22 protein-coding genes are annotated in these 21,912 nt (G+C 74.7%); 10 read left to right on the top strand and 12 right to left on the bottom strand.

Annotation, left to right across the window (positions count from 1 at the left end; genetic code table 11):
* Positions 1-28: 28 nt before the first annotated feature.
* From efeB to ACFQ6N_RS18240, 3 genes are all read right to left on the bottom strand, one after another.
* Positions 29-1,393: an iron uptake transporter deferrochelatase/peroxidase subunit gene (gene efeB, locus ACFQ6N_RS18250; RefSeq protein ID WP_380650110.1), complete on the bottom strand. Its 1,365-nt coding sequence runs from the start codon at positions 1,391-1,393 to the stop codon at positions 29-31.
* Positions 1,393-3,492, bottom strand: coding sequence for an iron uptake transporter permease EfeU (gene efeU, locus ACFQ6N_RS18245; protein WP_380650109.1), 2,100 nt, complete (start codon positions 3,490-3,492; stop codon positions 1,393-1,395). The genes efeB and efeU overlap by 1 nt, the downstream gene beginning before the upstream one ends.
* 263 nt (positions 3,493-3,755) lie before the next feature.
* Positions 3,756-4,076 (bottom strand): hypothetical protein, encoded by a 321-nt coding sequence (locus ACFQ6N_RS18240; RefSeq protein WP_380650108.1) that lies wholly within the window; start codon positions 4,074-4,076, stop codon positions 3,756-3,758.
* Between the two features lie 375 nt (positions 4,077-4,451).
* Here ACFQ6N_RS18240 and ACFQ6N_RS18235 point away from each other — a divergent pair, with 375 nt between their 5' ends.
* Entirely contained in the window at positions 4,452-6,107 is a 1,656-nt protein-coding gene (locus tag ACFQ6N_RS18235; protein ID WP_380650107.1) for a cytochrome bc complex cytochrome b subunit, read from the top strand.
* Positions 6,108-6,182: 75 nt separating this feature from the next.
* On the opposite strand, the gene ACFQ6N_RS18230 is transcribed toward ACFQ6N_RS18235, so the two are convergent.
* Complete coding sequence (locus ACFQ6N_RS18230; protein ID WP_380650106.1) at positions 6,183-6,584, bottom strand: hypothetical protein; 402 nt, start codon at positions 6,582-6,584, stop codon at positions 6,183-6,185.
* A 212-nt stretch (positions 6,585-6,796) separates the two neighbouring features.
* Between ACFQ6N_RS18230 and ACFQ6N_RS18225 the strand changes: the two genes are divergently transcribed.
* The gene (locus ACFQ6N_RS18225) at positions 6,797-7,228 is read left to right on the top strand and encodes a YchJ family protein (protein WP_380650105.1); all 432 of its coding nucleotides are present in this window, start codon (positions 6,797-6,799) and stop codon (positions 7,226-7,228) included.
* Between the two features lie 73 nt (positions 7,229-7,301).
* Here the strand turns inward: ACFQ6N_RS18225 and ACFQ6N_RS18220 are convergent, their stop codons facing one another.
* On the bottom strand, positions 7,302-8,336 hold the full coding sequence (locus ACFQ6N_RS18220) for a polysaccharide deacetylase family protein (protein WP_380650104.1): 1,035 nt from the start codon (positions 8,334-8,336) through the stop codon (positions 7,302-7,304).
* Positions 8,337-8,538: 202 nt separating this feature from the next.
* Between ACFQ6N_RS18220 and ACFQ6N_RS18215 the strand changes: the two genes are divergently transcribed.
* Complete coding sequence (locus ACFQ6N_RS18215; RefSeq protein ID WP_380650103.1) at positions 8,539-9,057, top strand: GNAT family N-acetyltransferase; 519 nt, start codon at positions 8,539-8,541, stop codon at positions 9,055-9,057.
* Between the two features lie 7 nt (positions 9,058-9,064).
* Here the strand turns inward: ACFQ6N_RS18215 and ACFQ6N_RS18210 are convergent, their stop codons facing one another.
* Positions 9,065-10,024 carry a carbohydrate kinase gene (locus tag ACFQ6N_RS18210; RefSeq protein ID WP_380650102.1) on the bottom strand — a complete coding sequence of 320 codons (960 nt, stop codon included), beginning with the start codon at positions 10,022-10,024 and terminating at the stop codon, positions 9,065-9,067.
* 374 nt (positions 10,025-10,398) lie between these two features.
* Between ACFQ6N_RS18210 and ACFQ6N_RS18205 the strand changes: the two genes are divergently transcribed.
* A complete protein-coding gene (locus tag ACFQ6N_RS18205) occupies positions 10,399-11,934 on the top strand; it encodes a M1 family metallopeptidase (RefSeq protein WP_380650101.1) in 1,536 nt (511 codons plus the stop codon).
* A gap of 255 nt (positions 11,935-12,189) precedes the next feature.
* Positions 12,190-12,426, top strand: a complete 237-nt coding sequence (locus tag ACFQ6N_RS18200) for a hypothetical protein (RefSeq protein ID WP_380650100.1) — start codon at positions 12,190-12,192, stop codon at positions 12,424-12,426.
* Between the two features lie 46 nt (positions 12,427-12,472).
* On the opposite strand, the gene ACFQ6N_RS18195 is transcribed toward ACFQ6N_RS18200, so the two are convergent.
* The 3 genes from ACFQ6N_RS18195 to ACFQ6N_RS18185 form a co-directional block, all read right to left on the bottom strand.
* Positions 12,473-14,065, bottom strand: coding sequence for a sigma-70 family RNA polymerase sigma factor (locus tag ACFQ6N_RS18195; protein ID WP_380650099.1), 1,593 nt, complete (start codon positions 14,063-14,065; stop codon positions 12,473-12,475).
* Between the two features lie 190 nt (positions 14,066-14,255).
* Entirely contained in the window at positions 14,256-15,245 is a 990-nt protein-coding gene (locus tag ACFQ6N_RS18190; RefSeq protein ID WP_380650098.1) for a CAP domain-containing protein, read from the bottom strand.
* A 115-nt stretch (positions 15,246-15,360) separates the two neighbouring features.
* A complete protein-coding gene (locus tag ACFQ6N_RS18185; RefSeq protein ID WP_380650097.1) occupies positions 15,361-15,840 on the bottom strand; it encodes a GNAT family N-acetyltransferase in 480 nt (159 codons plus the stop codon).
* Positions 15,841-16,106: 266 nt separating this feature from the next.
* Here ACFQ6N_RS18185 and ACFQ6N_RS18180 point away from each other — a divergent pair, with 266 nt between their 5' ends.
* The 5 genes from ACFQ6N_RS18180 to ACFQ6N_RS18160 all read left to right on the top strand — a co-directional run bounded on the left by ACFQ6N_RS18180 (position 16,107) and on the right by ACFQ6N_RS18160 (position 20,187).
* Positions 16,107-17,651, top strand: a complete 1,545-nt coding sequence (locus ACFQ6N_RS18180) for an ATP-dependent DNA ligase (protein WP_380650096.1) — start codon at positions 16,107-16,109, stop codon at positions 17,649-17,651.
* A 193-nt stretch (positions 17,652-17,844) separates the two neighbouring features.
* Positions 17,845-18,111, top strand: a complete 267-nt coding sequence (locus ACFQ6N_RS18175; protein WP_380650095.1) for a ferredoxin — start codon at positions 17,845-17,847, stop codon at positions 18,109-18,111.
* Positions 18,112-18,199: 88 nt separating this feature from the next.
* The gene (locus tag ACFQ6N_RS18170; RefSeq protein ID WP_380650094.1) at positions 18,200-19,414 is read left to right on the top strand and encodes a cytochrome P450; all 1,215 of its coding nucleotides are present in this window, start codon (positions 18,200-18,202) and stop codon (positions 19,412-19,414) included.
* A gap of 169 nt (positions 19,415-19,583) precedes the next feature.
* Positions 19,584-19,748: a hypothetical protein gene (locus ACFQ6N_RS18165; protein ID WP_380650093.1), complete on the top strand. Its 165-nt coding sequence runs from the start codon at positions 19,584-19,586 to the stop codon at positions 19,746-19,748.
* A gap of 103 nt (positions 19,749-19,851) precedes the next feature.
* Entirely contained in the window at positions 19,852-20,187 is a 336-nt protein-coding gene (locus ACFQ6N_RS18160; protein ID WP_380650092.1) for a hypothetical protein, read from the top strand.
* Between the two features lie 4 nt (positions 20,188-20,191).
* Here the strand turns inward: ACFQ6N_RS18160 and ACFQ6N_RS18155 are convergent, their stop codons facing one another.
* The 3 genes from ACFQ6N_RS18155 to ACFQ6N_RS18145 form a co-directional block, all read right to left on the bottom strand.
* Positions 20,192-21,094: a hypothetical protein gene (locus ACFQ6N_RS18155; protein WP_380650091.1), complete on the bottom strand. Its 903-nt coding sequence runs from the start codon at positions 21,092-21,094 to the stop codon at positions 20,192-20,194.
* Positions 21,095-21,123: 29 nt separating this feature from the next.
* Positions 21,124-21,444, bottom strand: a complete 321-nt coding sequence (locus ACFQ6N_RS18150) for a DUF427 domain-containing protein (protein ID WP_380650090.1) — start codon at positions 21,442-21,444, stop codon at positions 21,124-21,126.
* Between the two features lie 112 nt (positions 21,445-21,556).
* The gene (locus ACFQ6N_RS18145) at positions 21,557-21,793 is read right to left on the bottom strand and encodes a DUF6296 family protein (RefSeq protein WP_380650089.1); all 237 of its coding nucleotides are present in this window, start codon (positions 21,791-21,793) and stop codon (positions 21,557-21,559) included.
* Positions 21,794-21,912: the final 119 nt, after the last annotated feature.

Genomic DNA, 21,912 nt, shown 5'->3' with positions numbered 1-21,912 from the left:
GCCCACCGTCGTCACTGCGGGGAAGCCGTCAGACGGCGGCCAGCAGTCCGCGCCCGAGCCAGTCGGCGTTGTCCTTCACGCCCGGCAGGACGAAGAAGTACCCGCCGCCGGTCGGCGAGATGTAGTCCACCAGCGGCTCGCCGATGAGCCGGGTCTGGGTGGCCTCGAACTGCCGCACCACGTCCTGCTGGTAGCAGCAGAACACCAGGCCCATGTCCAGGTTGCCCGCCTTGTCGATGCCCCGGTCGTAGTTGAAGCCGCGGCGCAGGATGCGCGAGCCGTCGGTGTCGGCGGTCCGCGGGTTGGCGAGCCGGATGTGCGCGTCGAGCGGGATCGCCTTGCCGTCCGGGTCCTTGGCGTAGTCCGGCGCGTCGGTCTCCCGGTGGCCGTCGAGCGGCGCGCCGGTGTCGCGGCGGCGGCCGAACATCTTCTCCTGCTCGCTGAGGGTGACCCGGTCCCAGAACTCGATCAGCATCCGGATGATCCGGATCACCTGGTAGCTGCCGCCGGTCGCCCAGGCGGGCTCGCCGGTCCCGTCGGTGACCCAGACCAGCCGGTCCATCTCCCGCGTGGAGGTGGTGTCCGGGTTGACGATGCCGTCCTTGAAGCCGAGCAGGTTGCGCTGGGCACCGTCCGGGCGGGACTGGTTCTGGAAGCCGTCGATCCGCCAGAGGATCTGCAGTGCGCCCCGGGTGTGCCGGGTGATGTCGCGCAGCGCGTGCAGCACGGTGTCCTGGCGGTCGGCGCAGATCTGGAGCGAGAGGTCGCCGTGCAGTTCGGCGGCCTGGAGGTTGTCGTTGGGGAAGGTCTTCATCGGCGCGAGCTTGACCGGCTTGGCCTTGGCCAGCCCGTAGCGGTCGTCGAAGAGCGAGGCTCCGACGCCGACGGTGACGGTCAGGTTGTCGGTGGGGACGGTCGGGCCGAGGGTGCCGCTGTCCGAGGGCGGCGCGCCGACGCCGAGGTCGGGCGGGGTGCCGCCGGCGGTGAGGAAGCGGATCCGCTCGGTCAGGGTCCGCAGGAGGCCTTCGAGGCCCTTGCGGTCCTGGGCGATCACCTGGCAGGAGACGAAGGCCGCGTAGCCGGGGGCCGGGGTGGTGACGCCGGCCTGGTGGTCGCCGTGGAACGGCACCGCCCCGTTCTTCGCCTGGCTGCCGTCCCCGGCGGCGGCCGGACCGGCGCCGAGGGTGAGGGCGCCGCCCGCCAGTACGGCGGCTCCGGCCCCGGCGCCGAGCGCGGCCCGGACGAAGCTGCGCCGCGCCGGGCCGGCCGGGCACCCGCCCTGCGCCTCGGTGCCGGCGAGCGGCGCGACGGCCTCCACGGTGGGCGCCGTGGCGGGCCCCGCGGCGGCGTGCGGGAACGGGCAGGAGCCGGCGGCTGCGGTGTGGTCGGTCATCAGGCGGCCTTCCGGATCTCGAGCAGGGCGGGGATGGGAGCGAGGTCTTCGAGCAGCTGGCCGGTGGCGCCGTTGAGCTGACGGCGGGTGTCGGCGGGCAGCCGGTCGACCGGGGTCCAGCCGTCCGGCTTCCGGGCGGCCTCGACGAGGTCGCCGACCCGCTTCATGCCCGCGTTCACCCGGACCAGGACCTGCGGGTCGCGCTCGTCGAGCAGCGGCTGCAGCAGGGTCAGCAGTTCCTGGGTGCCCGCGAGGTTGGCCTGGGCGGTGGCGAGGTTGGTGCCGCTGCCCATGTCGGTGTCGCCGGTCAGCTCGAACTGGAGGGTGTTCTCCAGGATCTCGTGGGCGCGCAGCGGCAGGTCGCCGGGGTTGAAGTCCTGGGTCGGGAAGTCGTGCGCCAGCTTGGCGACGTTCTGCGCCAGCTCGTCCGCGACGGGCGTCAGGTCGGCGGCGGACTGGCCGTGCCAGAGGCCGTACTCCAGGCGCAGGAAGCCGGTGAAGCCGGCGTCCTGGGTCTTGTCGGCGAGTCCGTCCGGGCGGCCGTCGATCTTGCCGTCGAGGTCGGCGAAGGTGCCGTAGGCGGCACCGAGCGAGGCGTACCGCAGGTGGGCGGTGAGCCAGTCGGCCCTGGCGGTGGCGAGGTCGCCGGAGTGCACGTCGGCCTGGAGCTTCTGGGTCTGCGTCATGAGGGTCGCGAGGCCCTGGTCGACGTACTCCTTGTAGCTGTCGAGCGGGCCCTTGAGGTCGTCCTCGGAGACCGGCTTGACGGCCTTGACCCCGCTGCTTCCGCCGGTGATGTGCACGGCCTGGGAGGTGACGGACTTCCCGCCGGTGGGCACGCAGCGCCAGGCGTAGTCGCCGGAGCCGATGGTGGCGGTCAGGGCCCGGGTGGTGCCGGGGGCCAGGCCCTCGATCTCGCCGTAGACCGCGCCGCTGGCCGGGTCGACCAGGTACACCTCGGAGACCTTGTCGCCGGCGTTGTGCATCTGGAACACCTGCTGGCCGGGCTGCGGGGTGCCGAAGCCCTTGCCGCAGTCCTGCTCGGAGACGGTGACGGTGGCGGAGCTGTCCTGCTTGCCGTCGCTGACCGCGATCACGGCGCCGGCCACCACCACCGGGACCGCGACCAGCGCGGTCGGCAGCACCCAGCGCGGCCGCCCGGAGCGCACCGGCCCGGCACCCGCGGCCGGGGCCGCCGGGGCCGCAGACGAAGCCGGAGCCGCGGCCGGCGTCGAAGCCGAAGCCGAAGCCTGGGCCGAGGACGACGAAGCAGCCGGGGCAGCCGCGCCGCCCCGGATGCCCTCGATGAACATGGTCATCACGACGCCCAGGTACGCGACGTAGCCGACGACCTGCAGCACCGTCATGGTGACGGTCAGATTGAGGGTGCCCTGGACGAGCGTGGCGTACCAGGACGAGGCGTCCAGGTGCCCGCTCAGGTCGAAGGCGTACGAGCCGGCGCCGCCGACCAGTCCGGACTCCTGGAGGTCGCGCAGTCCGTAGCCGAGGACGCCCGCGGCGACGACGATCAGCCCGGCGCCGGTGATGGTGAAGAACCGGGTGAGGTTCATCTTCAGCGCCCGCCGGTACAGGCCCCAGCACAGCCCGGCGGAGAGCAGCAGGCCGACGGCCGCGCCGAGCAGCGGCCCGGTGGACTCGCCGGCGGTGCGCACGTTGGTCCACAGGAAGAGCGAGGTCTCCAGGCCCTCGCGGGCGACCGCGAGGAAGCTGGTGAGGACCAGCGCGCCGGCGCCCATCGCCAGGGAGGCCTGGACCTTCTCCTTCAGGTCGGCGGAGAGGGTGCGCGCCGAGCGGCGCATCCAGAACACCATCGCGGTGACGAAGCCGACGGCGATCAGGCTGAGCACCCCGCCGAAGGCCTCCTGGGCGTGGCCGGAGAGGTTGGCGGCGGTGAAGGTGAGCACCGCGCCGAAGCTCAGGCTGAGTGCGAGGGCCGCCGCGACGCCCGTCCAGACCTGGGGCAACCGGGCCTTCTGGCCCGCCCGGACCAGCGTGGCGACCAGGATCGACACGATCAGTCCGGCTTCCAGGCCTTCACGTAGCCCGATCAGGAAGCTGGGAAACGCTTCATCCCACATGCGGCGGGCTCCTCCCCCGGGGCCACCCCGGGCCGTCACCTGTTCTCGCCCCGTCACGGGTGGCGGCGGAGCGGCACAGCCGAACGCCCCGGACGTCGTGGTCCAGGGCGCTTCGGCTTAGCTTAGGCAAACCTTAGAGCCGGGCCGGTCAACTGCACCCCCGCTTCAGGTAAGGGTTCGGTATGAGAACCCCCGGGCGTTCCCCAAACCGGCACGTCGGAGCGGTCCGCGGCCGACGCCGCGGGGGCCGTGCGGGGCCCTCGTCACCCCCACCACTGCTCCGGCACCGGCTCCGGCTCGGCCGGGACCGTCACCGGTTCGGCCGAACGCACCAGCAGATCACCCGACTCCGTCTCGGCGACCAGGAAGCCGCACTCGCGCAGCACGAGCGTGAGCGCGCCGCTCACCGCCGCGCGGGCCTCCCGGCCGGGCGGCCGGTCCGGTTCGCCCCCCGGCGTCCAGCCGACCACCACGCCCTCGGGATGGCGGTCGATCGACAGCGGTGAGGGGCCCGGCGCGGTGTCGAACCCGGCGCGGGCCAGGGCCCCGGTGACGTCCTCGAAGAGTTCACGGTGATCCACCATTGGCGCAGCGTAGGCCGCCGGGCGCGCGACCCCCGGACGCGGCACGCGCCGAAACGGTTCAGCGGCACCCGACCGCAGCATCGGCGCCCCTTGGGCCGACCGGCGGCCAGCCGATCGGGCGTCAGGCCCCCCGTCCGGCCCGACACGAGCGGCCGGACGGACCGATGGACGTGCACAGTCGGCCCCCTGCCGACAGCATGTCAGAGTAAGCGCTCCATCACCCTGAGCAACGGGTCCAGCGGTCCGGCCCGGTCCGCGCGCCGGTCCGACCGGCGGGCCCGTATCGAGAGGTCCCATGATCACAACACTTCGCCGGCCTGCGTTCCCGCCGACGGGGCTCCAGCACGGCACGCCGAGGACGCCGGGGAGCCCGTCGTGAGAACCGACCAGCAGTCACAGCCGGGACCGGAGACCAGCACGCGCGACGAGCCCGCGAACAAGGCCGAGGCCCTCGCCGACTGGGCCGACGGCCGGCTCGGCATCTACTCCCTGGCCAAGGCCAACCTGCGCAAGATCTTCCCGGACCACTGGTCCTTCATGCTGGGCGAGATCGCGCTCTACACCTTCGTCATCATCATCCTGACCGGCGTCTGGCTGACCCTCTTCTTCAAGCCGAGCATGGCCGAGGTCGTCTACGACGGCCGCTACGTCCCGCTCAAGGGCATCCCGATGTCCGAGGCCTACGCCTCGACGATCGACATCAGCTTCGAGGTGCGCGGCGGCCTGCTGATGCGCCAGATCCACCACTGGGCCGCGATCGTCTTCGTCGCCTCGATGCTGACGCACATGCTGCGGGTGTTCTTCACCGGCGCGTTCCGCAAGCCGCGCGAGGTCAACTGGCTGTTCGGCGCGCTGCTGCTGTTCCTCGGCATGTTCGACGGCTTCATGGGCTACTCGCTCCCGGACGACCTGCTCTCCGGCACCGGCATCCGCTTCATGCAGGGCGCGATCCTGTCCGTCCCGATCGTCGGCACCTACCTGCAGTTCTTCATCTTCGGCGGCGAGTTCCCCGGCACCGACATCGTGCCGCGGCTGTTCACCGTCCACATCCTGCTGATCCCTGGGATCATGGTGGGCCTGCTCGCGGCGCACCTGATCCTGGTCTTCTACCACAAGCACACCCAGTTCGCCGGGCCCGGCCGGACCAACGAGAACGTGGTCGGCATGCCGCTGCTGCCGGTCTACACGGCCAAGGCGGGCGGCTTCTTCTTCCTGGTCTTCGGCACGGTCTCGGTCATGTCGGCGATCGCCACCGTCAACCCGATCTGGGCGTACGGCCCGTACCGGCCCGACCAGGTGTCCACGGACGCCCAGCCGGACTGGTACATGGGCTTCTCCGAGGGCCTGGTCCGCGTGATGCCGGGCTGGGAGATCAGCGTCTGGGGCGGCCACACCCTCAACCTCGGGGTGTTCATCCCGCTGGTGGTCTTCCCGAGCATCCTGATGGCCATCTGGGCCTGGCCGTTCCTGGAGGCCTGGGTCACCGGGGACCGGGGCGAGCACCACATCGCCGACCGGCCGCGCAACGCCCCGGTCCGTACCGCCTTCGGCGCGGCCTGGATGAGCCTCTACCTGATCCTGCTCGCCGGCGGCGGCAACGACCTGCTCGCCACCCACTTCCACCTGTCGATCAACGCGATCACCTACGCGGTGCGCATCGGCTTCTTCACCGTGCCGGTGGTCGTCTTCGTGATCACCAAGCGGTGGTGCCTGGGCCTGCAGCGCCGGGACAGGGAGAAGGTGCTGCACGGCCGGGAGACCGGCGTCATCAAGCGCCTCCAGCACGGCGAGTTCGTCGAGATCCACGCGCCGCTGCCGCAGGGCCGCCTCTACACGCTGACGGCGCACGAGCAGCCGCAGCCGACGGTCCTGCCGCCGGAGGTGGACGAGAACGGGGTGGTCCGCAAGGCCGGCCTGTGGACCCGTACCCGGACCAAGCTGTCCCGCGGGTTCTACGGCGAGGGCAGCCAGATCGCCAAGCCCACCGCCGAGGAGCACCAGGAGATCAGCAGCGGCCACGGCCACCACTGATCCGGGCTCCCCGACGGACGAGGGCCCGCTGCGCCGGGAACGGCGCGGCGGGCCCTCGTCGTCCGTACCGGCCGGTCAGCCCCGCAGGGCCGCCGGGACCACGGCGAACAGCGCCGCCGCCAGGGTGACGGAGAGGCAGAGCGCCGCCCAGCGGGTGCAGATCCGGTGGCACTCGGCGCGGTAGCGCGCGGCGAGGTGGCGGCAGCGCTCGACGGCCCGGTCCACGACCTCCTCGGCGTAACGCAGCCGGTCGGCCGCGTAGGCCTGTTCGAGGCTCTCCCGTTCGGCGGGCGGCAGCCAGGGGAACTGCTCGGCGAAGACCCGGGCGTCCCGCTCGGCGGCCGCGACCTCCGCCTCCCAGGCCAGGAAGCCCTCGATCCGGGCGAACTCCACCCGCGAGACCGCCCGGCCGCCGCTGCCGGCGGGCCTGCCCCGGCGAGGGTTCCGCGCCCGCGGCGGACGCTGCCTGCCACCCATGACCGCTCCTGGTGTCGAGTTCGTCCCGCCCGGTCGGCGCGCGGGGCCCGGCTCTGCGGCGGACCGCTCCGCAGCCAGGCAACTACTACCAGTGACCGTCCGGGGGTGCGGGGCGACTCGCCGGGCCTCCCCGCAACCGGGCGTCGTCACCGGGGCGGGAGAACCGGGGACCGGGCGCCGGCGGCGCGCCGCGGTGAGGAAGAATGGACCGCATGTCCCGACGTCGCCACGAGCCCCGCCCGGCCGCTCCCCGACTGCTGCCCTCCTCGCCCTGCCCGTGCGGCCTGCCCGCCGCCTACGGCGACTGCTGCGGGCGGCTGCACCGCGGCCAGGCGGCGGCCACCACCGCAGAGTCGCTGATGCGCTCCCGGTTCAGCGCCTTCGCCGCGCAGGACGAGGCGTACCTGCTGCGGACCTGGCACCCGGACACCCGGCCCGACGAGGTCGACTTCGACCCGGCGCTGCGCTGGACGCGGCTGGAAGTGGTCTCGACCAGCGAGGGCGGCGCGTTCCACGCGGAGGGCACGGTCGCCTTCCGGGCGCACTGGACCGAGGGCCGCGAGGAGGGGGTGCTCGCCGAGCACAGCCGCTTCGTGCGGCACGAGGGCGCCTGGGTGTACCTCGACGCCCTCTCGCTCGGCTGAGCCGCACCGCACCGGCGGCCGTCCCCGTCGGCGGCCGCCCCTGCGGGTGGTCGTCCCCGCAGGCAGTCGGCCCCTACAGGTAGTCGTCCAGCCGGCCCAGGGTGAAGCCGGCCGCGGTGACGTCGTTGACGACCTTGCGCAGCAGGTCCGGCATGGACGCCTTCCAGATGTCGGCGCCCCGGAAGTGGGTGAGGATGATGTCCCCCGGGTGCAGCGCCCGGTCGTCGTAGCGCCACTCCATGTGGTCCGGGAAGGCCTCCTCGTTCCACAGCGGCACGGCCTGCACGCCGCAGGAGGCCGCCGCGCGCAGCGTGTCGTCGTTGTACTCGCCGTACGGCGGCCGGAACAGCCGGGGGCGGACGCCGATCTGCTGCTCCAGCTGGTCCTGCTGGTCGCAGATCTCCCGGCGCTGGGTCTCGTAGTCCAGGACCTTCAGGTTGCGGTGGTTGATCGTGTGGTTGTTGATCTCCACGCCCTGGGCGTGCATGTCGCGGAAGTACCCGTAGTTGTCGCGGACGAGGTAGTCGGACACGAAGGCGCTGATCGGGATTCCCAGTTCGTCGGCCATCCGGGAGAACTCGGGGTCCTTCTCGGCGCCGTCGTCGACGGTCAGGAAGACGACCTTGTCGTCGGTCGGCACCCGGTAGACCACGGGCGGACGGCCCTCCGCGAGCTTGACGCCCTGGACCGGGGTGAGCGGGGTCCTGGTCGCCGGGCGCGCCAGGGGCTTCAGTGGCGGGCGGTCCAGGCCCCAGCGCTGCGCGGTCTCCAGCGCGGTCCGCACGGCCGCCTCCTGGCGGGCGACCGCCTCGCCGCTGGTCTCCTCCTCCTTGCGGGCCACGCCCGGCAGCAGCGGCGGCGCCGCGGCCGGGCGGGCCGCGCCCCGGTCGACGGCCTCGACGGCGGCTCCGGGCGCCTCGGCGGCTTCGACGGCGGCTCCGGGCGCCTCGGCGGCTTCGACGGCGGGGGGCGCGCCGGTCCGGGCCGGGGCGGCCTTCGGCCCGCTGTGACCGGCCGGAGCGGCGCAGCCGGCGACGACGGCGGAGAGGCAGACGGTCGCCAGCAGGCCGGTCCGCACTGCGCTCCGGCGCTTCTGACGCCCCCTCAAATCCGTACTATTCAGACAATCTGATGGTCTGTCCATAGCTGCACTGCTCCCCCGCCCCGCACCCCCGTCAACCCCCTCATCACCCGTGCGGGGCAACGGCGCGCCGGTCGGCTTGCCGTTCCTTTGCCGTCCGCCGCCGTACCGAAGGGGCGCCGCCGAAAACGGATTGCGAGGAAGGAGCCGGAAAGCGGATCATGCGGACATGAACGACACCGCGCTCCGCCGCTCCGACTCCTGGACCGTCACCACGGCCGACGTGACCGCACCCGAGGCCCTGGAGCTGCTGCGCGACTACTACTACGAGGTGGCCAACCGCTACTACCGGCTGCACCTCGGCCGGGACGGCACCCCCGAGCAGCTGGAGTCCGGCCTGGCCGACACCCCCAGCGACGACCTCGCCGCCCCGGACGGCCTGTTCCTGATCGGCCGCCACGACGGCGTCGCCCACTCCTGCGCCGGCCTGCGACGGCTCGACCCCGCCACCGTCGAACTGACCCGCGTCTACGTCCGCCCCGGGCTGCGCGGCACCGGCGGCGGCGGCCGTCTGCTCGCCGCCGTCGACGAGGCCGCCCGCTCACTCGGCGCCGAGCGGATCGTCCTCGACACCCGGCTCGACCTCGTCGAGGCCCGGGCGCTCTACGTCCGGCACGGCTACCGGGAGATCCCGGCCTACGGCAGCAGCCCGTACGCCCAGATCTGGTACGGCAAGGACCTCGGCTGACCGGGGTCTACACCGGGCCCGCGGCGGTGCGGGGCTCCGGCCCGTCCGCCAGGGCGGCCGCCAGTTCGGCCGCCGAGGGCGGGACGGCACCCGGGCGGGCCACGGTCAGGGCCGCAGCCGTCACCGCGTGGACGAGACAGGTCGGGAGGTCCGCGCCGCCCGCGCGGGTGTGCAGGAAGGCGGACATGAAGGAGTCCCCGGCGCCGACCGTGTCCGCCACCGCCACCGGGACGGCCGCGGCCTCGACGCGCACCCCCTCGGCGGTACGGGCGAACGCGCCGTCCGCGCCGAGGGTCACCGCCACCACCGAGGGGCCGAGGGCCAGCCAGTGCTCCACGACCGCCTCGGGCCGCTCGCCCGGGTACAGCCAGGCCAGGTCCTCGTCACTCGCCTTGACCAGGTCGCTCAGCGCCACGCAGCGCTCGACCCGGCGGACCGCCCCGGCCCGCCCACCCATCAGCGCCGGGCGCACATTGGGGTCGTAGCTGACCTGGGCCCGTCCTCGCCACCGCTCCACCAGCGCCAGGACCGAGGCCGCACCGGGCTCGGTGACCGCGCCGATGGACCCGAGGTGGATCGCGGCGGGCGGCCCCGCCGCGTCGCCCGGGTCCGCAGGGTCCGCGTCGTCCCGGGCACCCGGGCCGCCGGGCGGGAGCGTCCAGCCGATGTCGAAGGTGTAGCGGGCCCGCCCCTGCCCGTCCAGCCGGACCACCGCCGAGGGCGTCCGGGCGACCTCCGCCGCCCGTACCCGTACGCCGGCCGACTCCAGGTGCGCCCGGATCAGCCGGCCGTTGGCGTCCGGCCCCAGCTCGGTGAGCAGCGTGGCCGGGCGGCCCAGCCGCGCCAGTCCGTACGCGACGTTCGCGGGGCTGCCGCCGGGGTGCACCCGGTCCGGGGCGCCGTCCGTCCGGACGATGTCGGCGACGCACTCCCCGATCACCAGGACGTACGGGGCTGGGCTGGTCACGGCGGCTCCTGGCATCCGGTTCGCCGGCGTCGTCTCGGCGGCGCGTCAGGCCGCCAGCCTACGGGGTGGGCCCGGACATGGAAGTACGGCCGCCGGACCTGGCCAGGCGCTCCGGCGGCCGTGGCTCCGTCCGTCAGGGGACGAAGCACCTCTGACGTTAGACGGCGGCCGGGGGCTCCGCCATCACCGTGAGCCGTCCGGGGGACGGCGGAGTGTCGTCGCGCCCCCGGTCCCGCCCCGGCCCCCCGGTGCTGCCCCGGTGCTGCTCCGGATCGCGCCCGCTCCGGCCCGCCGGTGCACTAGCATCCGTGCGCGGTCCACCTGTTCCGGCGGATTCCGTGTCCGCTCCCGCTGCCGAAGTGCGGTGATCACTCTTGTCCAGGCCCCGTGCCGGTCTCGTCCTGTCGCTCGTGCTCAGTGCGGCCCTGCTGTCCGCGAGCGTTCCGTCGGCCGGTGCCGCCGACGGCTTGGGCGATCCGGTGTTCCCCTCGCTCGGGAACACCGGGTACCGGGCCCTCGCCTACGACCTGTCCTTCGACTACCGGGCCGACCGCCGCACGGTGGACGCCACCGCCGTCATCACCGTCCGGCCCGACCGCCCGCTCGCCCGGCTGGAGTTGGACGCGCTCGGGCTGGCCGTGCGCGCCGTCCGGGTCGACGGGCGCCCGGCGGCGTTCGCGACGCGGGACGAGAAGCTGACCGTCACCCCGGCCCGGCCGTTCCACCGCGGCGCCGACAGCGAGGTGACGGTCGAGTACACCGCCGATCCGCGGGCCGCGCTGCCGCACACGGGCTGGGTGCCGACCGCCGACGGCTTCGCGGTGGCCGGCCAGCCGGACAGCGCGCACACCGTCTTCCCGTGCAACGACCACCCGAGCGACAAGGCCCGGTTCACCATCGCGGTGACCGCCCCGGACGCCCTCCTGGGCGTCGCCAACGGCGAGTTGACACGGACCGAGCACCTCGGTGACGGCCGCACCACCCGCCGGTACGTCTCCCGCGAGCCGATGGCCACCGAGCTGGTGCAGGTCTCGGTCGGCGACTACACCGTCCGCGAACGCACCGGCCCGCACGGCCTGCCGCTGCGCGACGTCGTCCCGACCTCCCGCGCGGCCGACCTGGAACCCGCGCTGGCCCTGACCGCCGACCAACTCGTCTGGGCCGAGGGCCACCTGGGGCGCTTCCCGTTCGAGACCTACGGCCTCCTGCCCGTCGACACCGACGCCCCGGACGCGTTCGCGTTCACCGGTCTGGAGACCCAGACCCTGACCCTCTACAAGCCGAACTTCCTGCGCCGGCCCGAACCGGAGATCGGCTCGCACATGATGCACGAGCTGGTCCACTCCTGGTTCGGCGACAGCGTCTCGCCGGCCAGGTGGTCCGACCTCTGGCTCAACGAGGGCCACGCGGACTACTACGGCCTGCTGTACCGCTACGAGCGCGGCTGGCCCGACGACGGGGGCCTCACCACCCTGGCCGACCGGATGCGCCGGGTCTACGGCCTCGGCGACCAGTGGCGGCACGACTCGGGGCCGGTCGCCCTCCCGACCGCCGACCACCTCTTCGACAGCCAGCGGTACCTGGGCGGCGCGCTGGTGCTGTTCGCGCTGCGCGAGAAGGTCGGCGGGGACACCTTCGACCGGATCGAGCGCGCCTTCCTCAGCGAGCACCGGTACGGGAACGCCAGCACCGCCGACTACGTGCGCACCGCCTCCGCGGTGTCCGGGTCGGACCTGGGCGGGTTCCTCGACGACTGGCTGTACGGGCTGCGGACACCGCCGATGCCGGGGCACCCGGACTGGACGGTAGCGGCGGTGACGGCGGCGGGAGCGGCAGGGGCCGCGGCCCGGCAGGACGGGGCGTCGGTGGCGGGCGGGGCGGGGGTGGCCCGGGGCTCCGGGACGCTCTGACGGCGCCGCTGGGGCTGCTGTTCCACGCCCGGCGCACCGGTGTGCGTCCGGACACCCCGCGCGCGCCCCTGACCGTCCGGGGCGGGTGGGGCCATGGTGGTTCCCACGGCCCGCCCGCCGTCCGGCTGAGTCCCGGCCGGCGCGCGGGCCGTCCAACGCGCCCGGGAGCAGCGCCGGCGCGTCCGGCCCGGCGCCGGCGCCCCCAGTGCGGGCCGACCCGCGTAACCCTTCCGGCCCAGCCTCGTTGGACCGGCCATGAAGAAGCGCAGCATGCTCGCCGTTGCCTCGATCGCCGTGGGTGTCGTGGCCTCCCTCACCGCACCGAGTGCGCACGCCAGTGCCGTGGGCGGACAGCAGGGGCTGCCCGGGCCGCTCAGCAGCGCACCTGACGTGGTGCCCGGTCAGGTCGGTGACGCGGGTGGCGTCGTCGGCGATGCCACGGGCTATGTGACCGGGTCCGCGAGCGGGCTGGTCGGGGTCACCCCCGCGTAGTGGCACCGCGGGCGGCCGCGGTGCCAGGACCTCTGGACCCAGGGCCTCAGGGCATCGGTGCCCCGAGGTCCTGGGTCCAGTAGGGGGTGCCGGTCGGGCCGGTGGCGACGCCGACGCCGATGTCCTTGAATCCGCAGTCGAGCATGTTGGACTGGTGGATCCCGCCGTCCATCCAGTGGGCGAAGACGGCGGCCGGGGTGGTCGGGCCCCGGTCGAGGTTCTCGCCCCACTGGGACCAGCGGTAGCCGGCGGCGGTGATCCGGGCGTCGGCGCGGACACCGTCGGGGTTGACGTGGTCGAAGAAGCCCCGGGTGGCCATGTCGTCCGCGTGCTTCTGGGCGGAGGTGTGCAGCCGGGGGTCGATCCGCAGCGGCGCGCAACCGGCCTTGAGGCGTTCGGCGTTGACCAGGTCCACCAGGGCACGCTCCGGGTTGGGTACCGGGGCCGCGGTGATGCTGCGGGTCGGGGTAGGCGTCGGTGTGGGCGTCGGGGTCGGGGTGTCCGTCGGCGTCGGCGTGGCCAGGGGTGTCGGGACGGTCGCCACGGGTGCGGCGGCGACGGTCGGGACGTCCTGGGCGGCGGCGGGAGCGGTCGGCTCCGGTGCGGTCGCCTGCGGCGGCTCGCCGGGCTGCGGCCAGACCAGCGCGAGGGTGGTCACGGCCACCGCCGCGGCCGCGCCGCTCGCCAGGACGGCCTTGCGCGCGGCGGTGCCGGCCCAGCCGCCGGGGCCTCCCGCACCGGCGTGCGCACCACCGGCGTGCGCACCGGGCCCCGCTCCCGAACCGGCTCCGGCGGCGGCGCTCTGGGCCGCCGCGTTCTGGGCGGCGGCCGCCGCGGTGTGCTGGAAGTGGAGCAGCACGGGCGAGTCGAGCGGGATCGGCACCAGGGCCATGCCCGCCAGCAGTCCTTCGGCCGGGAAGAGGTCGCGGCCGAGGCCGTCGCAGCCGGCGCAGCCGCGGATGTGGCGGGCGATGCGCTTGCGCCACACCGAGTCCGGCGTGCCGTCGAACCCCGCGGTGAGCTCGGTCAGTTCGGGGCAGCGAGGGTAGGCGCCGAGGGCCCGGACGACGATCCGGCCGGCTTCCAGCTGCTTCTTCATCCGCTGGACGCGGACGGCGGTGTGCTGCGGGCTCAGGTCGAGGGTGTCGGCCAGTTCGGCGCGGGTCAGTTCACCGGCCGCCTCCAGCCACCACAGGGCGAGCAGTTCGCGGTCGTCGGGGTCGAGCCAGCGGGTCGCTTCGGCGACCTCGCGCCGCTGGCCGGAGAGGCCGAGCCGCAGGATGGTGAGGTCGGTGAAGTCGCCCCTGGGGTCGGCGACCTCCCAGGTCTCGTCCAGCCCGCCGACGGTCGGCTGCTGCCGGCCGGCCGCGTGGCGGCGCCGGACCTGGTTCATGGTGATGGCGACCAGCCAGGAGCGGAAGGAGTCCGGGTCGCGGAGCCCGTCCAGCCCGTCCAGGGCGCGGATCATGGTCTCCTGTGCGACGTCGTCCACGTCGGCGTGGCCGCCGAGGGCGCGGCCGGCCACGTTGTAGACGAGCGGCAGCCAGGCGGCGACCAGCGCCTCCTGGGCCTGCCGGTCGCCGGCCTGCGCCGCGAGCACCAGGGTGCTCCCGGTCCTGTTCTGCACATCAGCGTTCATGGTCCGCACTCCGTCTTGCCGTGTATCCGTCCGCCGCTGCCTCCTCGGAGACCTGCGGGGAGTGATCAGATAACAACAATGTGCGCGGAATCGGAAAATCGGCCCGGCTCGGAGTCCGGGCGGACCGGGCCCGGTCCCGGGCTGAGCGGGCCCGCCCGGGCCGGGCCTCAACGGAGCCGCCCCGGGCGGATCAGCCCTGGGCGGCGAACACCTGGGTCCACCACGGCCCGCCGGAGCCGGTCCGCACACCCACGCCGAGCTGCTTGAACGAGCAGTTCAGGATGTTCGCCCGGTGGCCGGGGCTGTTCATCCAGGCGTCCATCACGGCGGCCGGGTCCTTCTGGCCCCGGGCGATGTTCTCGCCCCAGGTGCTCCAGCGGTAGCCGGTGGCCTCGATCCGGTGGTCGGCGTGGAAGCCCTCGGGGCTGGCGTGGTCGAAGTAGTTGCGGTCGGCCATGTCGTCGCTGTGCACCTGGGCCGCGGTGGCCAGCCGGGGTTCGGCGGTGACCGGCCCGCAACCGGCCTTGGCGCGTTCGGCGTTGACCAGGTCCACGACCTGCTGGGCGTCCGAAGGGGCGGCGCCGCCGCCGACCGGGGCGGGCGGCGCGGTGGCGGGGCGCCGGGCGGCGCCGGCCGCGCCGGCGGCCGTGGTCCGGTCGGTGCCCGGGGTCGCCTTGGCGGCGGTGGCCGAGGCGGTGGGGACCGGGGCCGTGGTGGCCGGCGCCGTCGGGGACGGCGTGCCGGTGGCGGTCGGCGTGGCCGGGGCGCTCGGGGTGGCGGGCGCGGTGGTGGCGGCCGGGCCGGTGGTGGGCGGCAGCGGCGCGGCCTGGTCGGCCATCCCGGCGCCGGGGACCTGGATGCCCTCGTGCGTGCCGATCTCGGCGGCGATCAGCGCGTCGGCCGCCATCGCCTGGCCCGCGGCGTCCCGGTCGGTCTGCTTGCCGCCGTACGCCGCGTACCCGGCGCCCGCCAGCGCGGCGATCAGGCCGGTCCCGGCCACGGCCGTCACGACCGCGACGACCGGCACCAGCCCGCCGCGCCGGCGCGCCCGACGGCCCTCGCCGCCGTGCCGCCGGGCGGCCCGCCGCGCCGCCCGGCCACCCGACCGGCCGTGGGCGCCGCCCGCGTCCGCGTCGCCGCCGCTCGCCGGGAGGATGGTCGTCCTGTCGTCGCTGTTCACGTGGTCACGCTTTCTGTTCCGGGTCGGCTGGTCGGGTGCCGACACCTGGGAGACCCCCCGGCGACGCGCCGATAACAGAAAGTCCGAACGAATGTCCGGCAGTGCGGTCACGTTTTCAGCGCGTCGGGGTGTCCGGGGCCATGTCGTAGGTGAGGAACGCGGTCCGAGTTGCGACCTGGTCGTATTTTGCACGGGCCCGGTAGTTGGTCTCGGAAGTGATCCACCGGACCGTGTTCCAGCCGCGCTCGGCGGCGATCTCCCGCAGCCGGGCCAGCAGCCGGTCCACTGCCCCGCCGCCGCGCTCCTCGGGCGCGACGAACAGGTCGTCCAGGAAGCAGCCGACGGCACCGTGCAGCGGCCGGGCGAACGGCCGGTAGTGGGCGAGGCCGACGGGCCGGCCGTTGCCGTCCCGGACCAGCAGCCCGTTCAGCTCGTGGTCCGGGTCGGTGAGCCAGGACCACACCAGCTCCGCCTTCTCGTCCGGGCACGGCACCCGGTAGAACTCGCAGTAGCCGCGGAAGAGGTCGCGCCAGGCGGCGAACTCGCCGGCCTCGGGCGCGCCCACGGTCCAGCGGGCGGTGGGGGTGTCGCTCATGTCGGTCTCCCTCAAGGTCAGGGCGCGGTGGGAGCCCTCAGCATGACGCCCGGTCGGCCCGGGACCGATCACCACCCCGGCCAAGATCGACAGCCCCGCAGTCCACTCCGGCACTGGAAGGCCGCCGCGCACCGCCGACCGCGCGAGGCGACGGCACGAGGCGACGGCGCCGAGGGCCACGGGCACCGCCGGACCGGCCGCGGGCCGCCCTCGGCCGTGCGGGGGCCGGGGCCGGGGCGGATGCTGAGGACGGAGGAGGTGGCGAGGTGACGGGGTTGCGGCGGTTGGCCCTGGCGTCGCGAGCGGTCGCGGCGGAACCGGGGCGGCGGGCGAAGACCGCGTTGCTGGCCGGGTGCCTGCGGGAGGCGGGGGCGGTGGAGGCCCCGGCGGCGGTGGCGCTGCTGTCCGGCGAGTCGCAGCGGTTGCGGACCGGGATCGGACCGGCGGCGCTGCGGGGCCTGCCGGGGCCCGCGCCGGAGGCCTCGCTCGGGGTGCGCGAGGTGGAGCGGGAGCTGGAGCGGATCGCCGGGGTGCACGGGGCCGGGGCGCAGGCGGAGCGGCGGCGGCTGCTGCACGGGCTGTTCGCCCGGGCGACCGGGGTTGAGCAGGACTTCCTGCGGGCGGTGCTGGTCGGGGACCTGCGGCAGGGCGCGTCGGACGCGGTGGTCGGGGACGCCGTGGCACAGGCGGCGGGGGTGCCGGCGGCGGCGGTGCGGCGGGCGCTGATGTTCCGGGGGTCGGCCCGCGCGGTGGCGGAGGCGGCACTGGCCGGCGGGGAGCCGGCGCTGGCCGCGTTCCGGCTGGAGGTGGGGCGGCCGGTCCGGCCGATGCTGGCCGCCGCCGCGCCGGACGTGGCCTCGGCGCTGGAACGCACCGGACCGGCCGCGCTGGAGTGGAAGCTGGACGGGATCCGGGTGCAGGTGCACCGGGACGGTGCCGGGGTCGCGGTGTTCACCCGGAGCCTGGACGACATCACCGCGCGCGTCCCCGAGGTGGTCGAGGCCGCGCTGGCGCTGCCGCTGCGGTCGGCGGTGCTGGACGGCGAGGCGATCGCGCTCGGCCCCCACGGGCGGCCGCGTCCGTTCCAGGAGACCGCCGCGCGCACCGCCTCCCACCGGGATCCCGAACGTCTGCGGGCCGAAGTCCCGCTGAGCGTCCGCTTCTTCGACCTGCTGCACCGGGACGGCGAGGACCTGGTGGACCGGCCGGGCCGGGAGCGCTGGGCCGCGCTGACCGACGCGGTGCCGCCGGACCTGCGGGTGGTGCGCACCGAGACCGGGGACCGTGCACACGCGCTGGCCTTCTTCCGCGACGCCCTCGCTCGCGGCCAGGAGGGCGTGCTGGTCAAGGACCCCGCGGCCCCGTACGCGGCCGGGCGGCGCGGTATCGGCTGGATCAAGGTGAAGCCCCGGCACACCCTCGACCTGGTGGTGCTGGCCGCCGAGTGGGGCAGCGGGCGCCGGCGCGGGTTCCTCAGCAACCTGCACCTGGGCGCCCGGGCGGCGGGCGATCCGGGGCTCGGCCCGTGGGTGATGCTCGGCAAGACCTTCAAGGGGCTCACCGACGTGACGCTCGCCTGGCAGACCGCCGAACTGCTGGCCCGGGAGACCGGGCGGGACGAGCGGACGGTACGGGTCCGCCCCGACCTGGTGGTCGAGATCGCCTTCGACGGTCTGCAGCGCAGCTCCCGCTACCCGGCCGGCCTGGCCCTGCGGTTCGCCCGGGTGGTGCGCTACCGGCCGGACAAGGACGCCGCCGAGGCCGACACCGTGGCGACCGTCCGGGAGCTCGCCGCCGGCGAAGGGCTGTGAGTCCGGCTCCAGCCGGAGTAACGTCGATTCAAACCTCCTGTGCCGCAAGGGCGTTGCGGCGCGCACCGAATCGGCCATTCTCGACGATCCCGGTACCGCACCCTCCGTGGACGGAGCAGCGGCGGTTAGGTTGGCAATGGCAACGAGAGGCGGCCGCCGGGCAGCCGGCGGCACTGGCGAAAGGTGCCCGACCATGCGGGTGAACGTCGACCGGGACCGCTGCTGCAGCTCCGGAATGTGCGTCCTGAACGTCCCCGAGGTATTCGACCAGGACGACCAGGACAGTCTTGTGAGACTCCGTCAGACCAGCTACCGGCCCGACCAGTTCGCCGACCTGCGGCTGGCCGCCCAGCTCTGCCCGGGCGGCGCGATCACCGTCAGCGAGGACGGGCCCGCCAGCGACGGGGACGGGGCCGCCGGGGCCGGCGGGGAGGAAGCCGTCGGAAGGGCCGGCGCCTGACCGCCCCGCTCTCAGGCCCTCCCGGTCGACCGACCGTCGATCACGCACGCCCCCACCGGAGAACAACGCCACGTAAGGAGACCCCACCGTGACCAGCACGCCCACCGCCCCCGCCGTCCCGGTGCCGGCCCCGCACTCCGCCGGCTGCCCGTTCGGCCCGCCGCCCGCGTACACCGAGGCCGCCGCCACCGCTCCCCTCGTCCGCGCCGACCTGCCCGGGGGCGAGCCCTGCTGGCTGGCCACCGGCTACGCGGACGTCCGCACCATCCTGTCCGACCGCCGGTTCAGCGCGGACGTGCGTCACCCGAACTTCCCGCTGCTGGTCGCCGGCCGGCGGGAGCTGATCGCCAAGAACCCGAGCTTCCTGCGGCTGGACGACCCCGAGCACGCCCGGCTGCGCCGGATGGTCACCGGGGACTTCCTGGTCAAGCGGGTCGAGGCGATCCGCCCGGCCGTCCAGCAGATCGTCGACGAGGCGCTGGACCGGATGACCGACGGCCGCACGGAGGCCGACCTGGTCGCCGACTTCGCACTGCCGGTGCCCTCCCTGGTCATCTGCCAGCTGCTCGGCGTCCCGTACGAGGACCGCGACTTCTTCCAGAGCGTCAGCCGGACACTGCTCACCAACACGAGCACCCTGGAGCAGCTCACCGAGGCCCAGGACGAGCTGCTGGACTACCTGCGCGGGCTGGCGACCCGCAAGCGCGACCAGCCGGAGGACGACATCCTCAGCCGGCTCGCCGTCCGGGACGACCTGACCCCGCACGACGTCGCCAGCACCGGCATCCTGCTGCTGATAGCCGGGCACGAGACCACCGCGAACATGATCTCGCTCTCCGCCGCCATGCTCCTGGACCGGCCCGAGCAGGCCGCCAGGCTGGCCGACCCGGCCGCGGTGCCCGGCGCGGTGGAGGAACTGCTGCGCCACCTCACCATCGTGCACACCGGGCTGCCCCGGGTGGCGCTGGAGGACGTGGAGCTGAGCGGCACGACCATCAGGGCCGGGGAGGGCGTGATCGCGATGATCTCCACCGCCAACCGGGACGAGTCCGTGTTCGGCGACGCCGACCGGCTCCCCGTCGACGACCTGGACCTGGACCGGGACGCCCGGCGCCACATGGCCTTCGGCTTCGGCGTGCACCAGTGCCTCGGCCAGCCGCTGGCCCGCGCCGAACTCCAGATCGCCCTGGCCACCCTGTTCCGCCGGCTGCCCGGGCTGCGGCTGACCGTCCCGCGCGGCGAGCTGGCGTTCCGCACGGAATCGTTCATCTACGGCATGCGGTCACTGCCCGTGACCTGGTAGCCGCGCTCGGTCGGTCATCCGGGCACCGGCCCGGCCCCAGGGCCTGCGGGCAGGTCACCCGACTGGCCCCGGGGCCGGGGCCGGGGCAGGCTGGAGGGGCGACAGACACCCGGTCCCGCCGCGCCGCAGACCCGGCGCGCCCGGGCCGGCCGAGGAGACGGAGCCCGCGATGACCGACATGAGCGAACGGTCCGAGGTGAGCGCCGACCGCGACGAGGACGTCCGCGCCGCGGATCCCGAGGAGGGCATCACCTCGATGCAGAACCTGCACGCACAGGACACCTCACAGGCGGAGGGCGACCCCATGCTGGACGAATCCGGCCGGCTCGACTGACCGTCCGCCGTACCGACTCGACCGCCCGGTGGAACCGGGCGGTCGCCGCGACCGCAGGTGTCGCTGCCCGGGTGGCGACTCACCGGCGGGGGAGGATAGGCGCATGACCGAACACGACCAAGGCCATCAGCAGGCCCGGCCGCCCGCGGACCCGCGCGCGTCGTGGGCGACCTGGACCACGCAGTCGATCATCAGCGGCCCCGGAGGGGTCACCACCACCGAGGTCGGCCCGATCTCCGGCGACCTCACCGTGCACACCACGTGGGTGGACGGCGAGACACGGCTGACCGTGCAGTACACCGGCGCGCTGGACTGGTACACCGTGTCCGGCAGTCCGGTGCCGGCCGCCGACGAGACCACCGCCCGGGCGATCCACCAGGCGATGGTGAACGGTGTGAAGGCGGGCCGGGGCGCGGTCGCCCCGCCGGCGGCTCCGTAAGAGCTCAGGAGGGAGACCCGTCCTCCCGCGACGGTCCGCCCTTCGTCACCGCCTCGCCCTTCAGCACCGGCGCGGCCGCGGCCCAGTAGGCGCGGTCCGCCGGGCGGCGGGAGCGCAGGTCCTCCCGGACCTCCCCGGCCAGTCGGCGGGTGTCGCGCCGGTTCATGGTGGCGCCGAGGCCCGCGCCGATCAGCAGCGGGGTCACCGACGGCAGGTGGCGCAGCGAGCTGCGGGTGAGGCGGCGGCGCACCTGCTGGCGCACCTCCGCGCTGATCGCCAGCGCGGCGAAGCCGGCCGGCCGCACCAGCAGCGAGGCGTCGATCCCGCGCCGGTTGGCCCAGGCGCCGAGGTAGGCCCCGGCCCGCCGGCCGGCGGTGCCCTGCGCCGGGGTGCCGTAGACCTCGTGCAACTCGGCGATCAGCTTGATCTCCACGGCCGCCACGGCGAGCGTCTCGGCCGCGATCTCCACCGGCATCGCGGGCGGCACCGGCATCATGGCCGCCGCGCCCACGCCCGCGCCCAGCGCGCCGGAGGCCCGGACGGCGCCGGTGACCAGCAGGTCCGCCAGCTGCTCCGGGGAGGCCGCGCCCGGGTGCTGGGCCCGCAGGGTGGCGAGGTCGCGCACCGGGATCCGCGGGGCCGCCTGCACCAGCTGCTCGGTGAGGGCCTTGCCGCCGTACGCGGCGCCCCGGGCCGCTCCCCGGGCGGCGGCCCGCCCGCCGTTGCCGAGCAGCCGGGCGGCGTGCACCACCACGGCCCGGCCGCGACCGCCCTGCTTCGCCGCGTAGGCGGCGAGCGGGCCCCTGCCGACGGGCTGCTCGGACTCCTCGACCAGTTCGGCGAGCTGTGCGCCCAGGTCCGGTTCGGGGGCCGGTCCGGAGCGCCCCGGCCTGCGGAAGACTGCCATGGGGGACTCGTACCCCTTCGGCCCGGTCGCTAGTCGGTGACCTCCGCCGGCTCGGTGACCTCCGCCGGCTCGGTGACCTCCACCCCGTGCCAGAACGCCACCCGGCCGCGCACCTGCTCGGCCTCGGGCTTCGGGTCCGCGTAGAACCAGGCGGCGTCGGGGTTGGTCCGCCCGTCGACCTCCAGGCTGTAGTAGCCCGCGGTGCCCTTCCAGCCGCACACCGTGGTGGTCGCGGAGGGCCGCAGGTACTCCGTCCGGACCGACTCGGCCGGGAAGTAGTGGTTGCCCTCGACGACGACGGTGTCCGCGCTCTCGGCGATCACGACGCCCTGCCAACTCGCTGTGGTCATGGGGTGATTGTGCCCGACGGACGATCGCCGCGGCCAGCACTACGAGCGGTGACGGCGGTACACCGCTCCGTCACGGCGGCGCGGAGCGGCGCCACGCCGGTGCGGGGCCGCGTCACGGCAGCGGGTGGGCGTGGACCGGCAGGTGCGGGGACTGGTGGCCTCCGCTGGCGAGCATCCGGACCTCGCCCGCGTCACTGATCTCGGCCCGGACGATGCCGCTCTCGTCCTCGTACACCGGGTGGCCGCCCGGGCCGGTCGCGCTGGTCCGGGTCACCACGACGACGTCCTGCGGGGCCTGGGTGCCGGGGGTGCCGGGGAAGGTGAGGGCGTAACGGTTGGCGGGGTTCATCACCTGCTCCTGCTCCCTGTCGGGGGGGGCCCCCCGCCCCCCCCCGGGCGGCCCCCGCGGGCCCAGCCCGACACCCCACGGGTCGTGTTGGGTGGCGAAGTTTGGCGCGACACCAGAGG

This window comes from Kitasatospora sp. NPDC056446 (assembly GCF_042796115.1).
Lineage (GTDB): Bacteria > Actinomycetota > Actinomycetes > Streptomycetales > Streptomycetaceae > Kitasatospora.
Note: the sequence above shows the minus strand (reverse complement) of the source record. Positions and strands in the feature narration are given on the sequence as shown.

Excerpts from the sequence above, each read along its gene's own strand:
- efeB (WP_380650110.1), bottom strand. The coding sequence starts at position 1,393 with ATGACCGACCACACCGCAGCCGCCGGCTCCTGCCCGTTCCCGCACGCC.
- efeU (WP_380650109.1), bottom strand. The coding sequence starts at position 3,492 with ATGTGGGATGAAGCGTTTCCCAGCTTCCTGATCGGGCTACGTGAAGGC.
- ACFQ6N_RS18240 (WP_380650108.1), bottom strand. The coding sequence starts at position 4,076 with ATGGTGGATCACCGTGAACTCTTCGAGGACGTCACCGGGGCCCTGGCC.
- ACFQ6N_RS18230 (WP_380650106.1), bottom strand. The coding sequence starts at position 6,584 with ATGGGTGGCAGGCAGCGTCCGCCGCGGGCGCGGAACCCTCGCCGGGGC.
- ACFQ6N_RS18225 (WP_380650105.1), top strand. The coding sequence starts at position 6,797 with ATGTCCCGACGTCGCCACGAGCCCCGCCCGGCCGCTCCCCGACTGCTG.
- ACFQ6N_RS18215 (WP_380650103.1), top strand. The coding sequence starts at position 8,539 with ATGAACGACACCGCGCTCCGCCGCTCCGACTCCTGGACCGTCACCACG.
- ACFQ6N_RS18200 (WP_380650100.1), top strand. The coding sequence starts at position 12,190 with ATGAAGAAGCGCAGCATGCTCGCCGTTGCCTCGATCGCCGTGGGTGTC.
- ACFQ6N_RS18195 (WP_380650099.1), bottom strand. The coding sequence starts at position 14,065 with ATGAACGCTGATGTGCAGAACAGGACCGGGAGCACCCTGGTGCTCGCG.
- ACFQ6N_RS18185 (WP_380650097.1), bottom strand. The coding sequence starts at position 15,840 with ATGAGCGACACCCCCACCGCCCGCTGGACCGTGGGCGCGCCCGAGGCC.
- ACFQ6N_RS18175 (WP_380650095.1), top strand. The coding sequence starts at position 17,845 with ATGCGGGTGAACGTCGACCGGGACCGCTGCTGCAGCTCCGGAATGTGC.
- ACFQ6N_RS18165 (WP_380650093.1), top strand. The coding sequence starts at position 19,584 with ATGACCGACATGAGCGAACGGTCCGAGGTGAGCGCCGACCGCGACGAG.
- ACFQ6N_RS18160 (WP_380650092.1), top strand. The coding sequence starts at position 19,852 with ATGACCGAACACGACCAAGGCCATCAGCAGGCCCGGCCGCCCGCGGAC.
- ACFQ6N_RS18155 (WP_380650091.1), bottom strand. The coding sequence starts at position 21,094 with ATGGCAGTCTTCCGCAGGCCGGGGCGCTCCGGACCGGCCCCCGAACCG.
- ACFQ6N_RS18150 (WP_380650090.1), bottom strand. The coding sequence starts at position 21,444 with ATGACCACAGCGAGTTGGCAGGGCGTCGTGATCGCCGAGAGCGCGGAC.
- ACFQ6N_RS18145 (WP_380650089.1), bottom strand. The coding sequence starts at position 21,793 with ATGAACCCCGCCAACCGTTACGCCCTCACCTTCCCCGGCACCCCCGGC.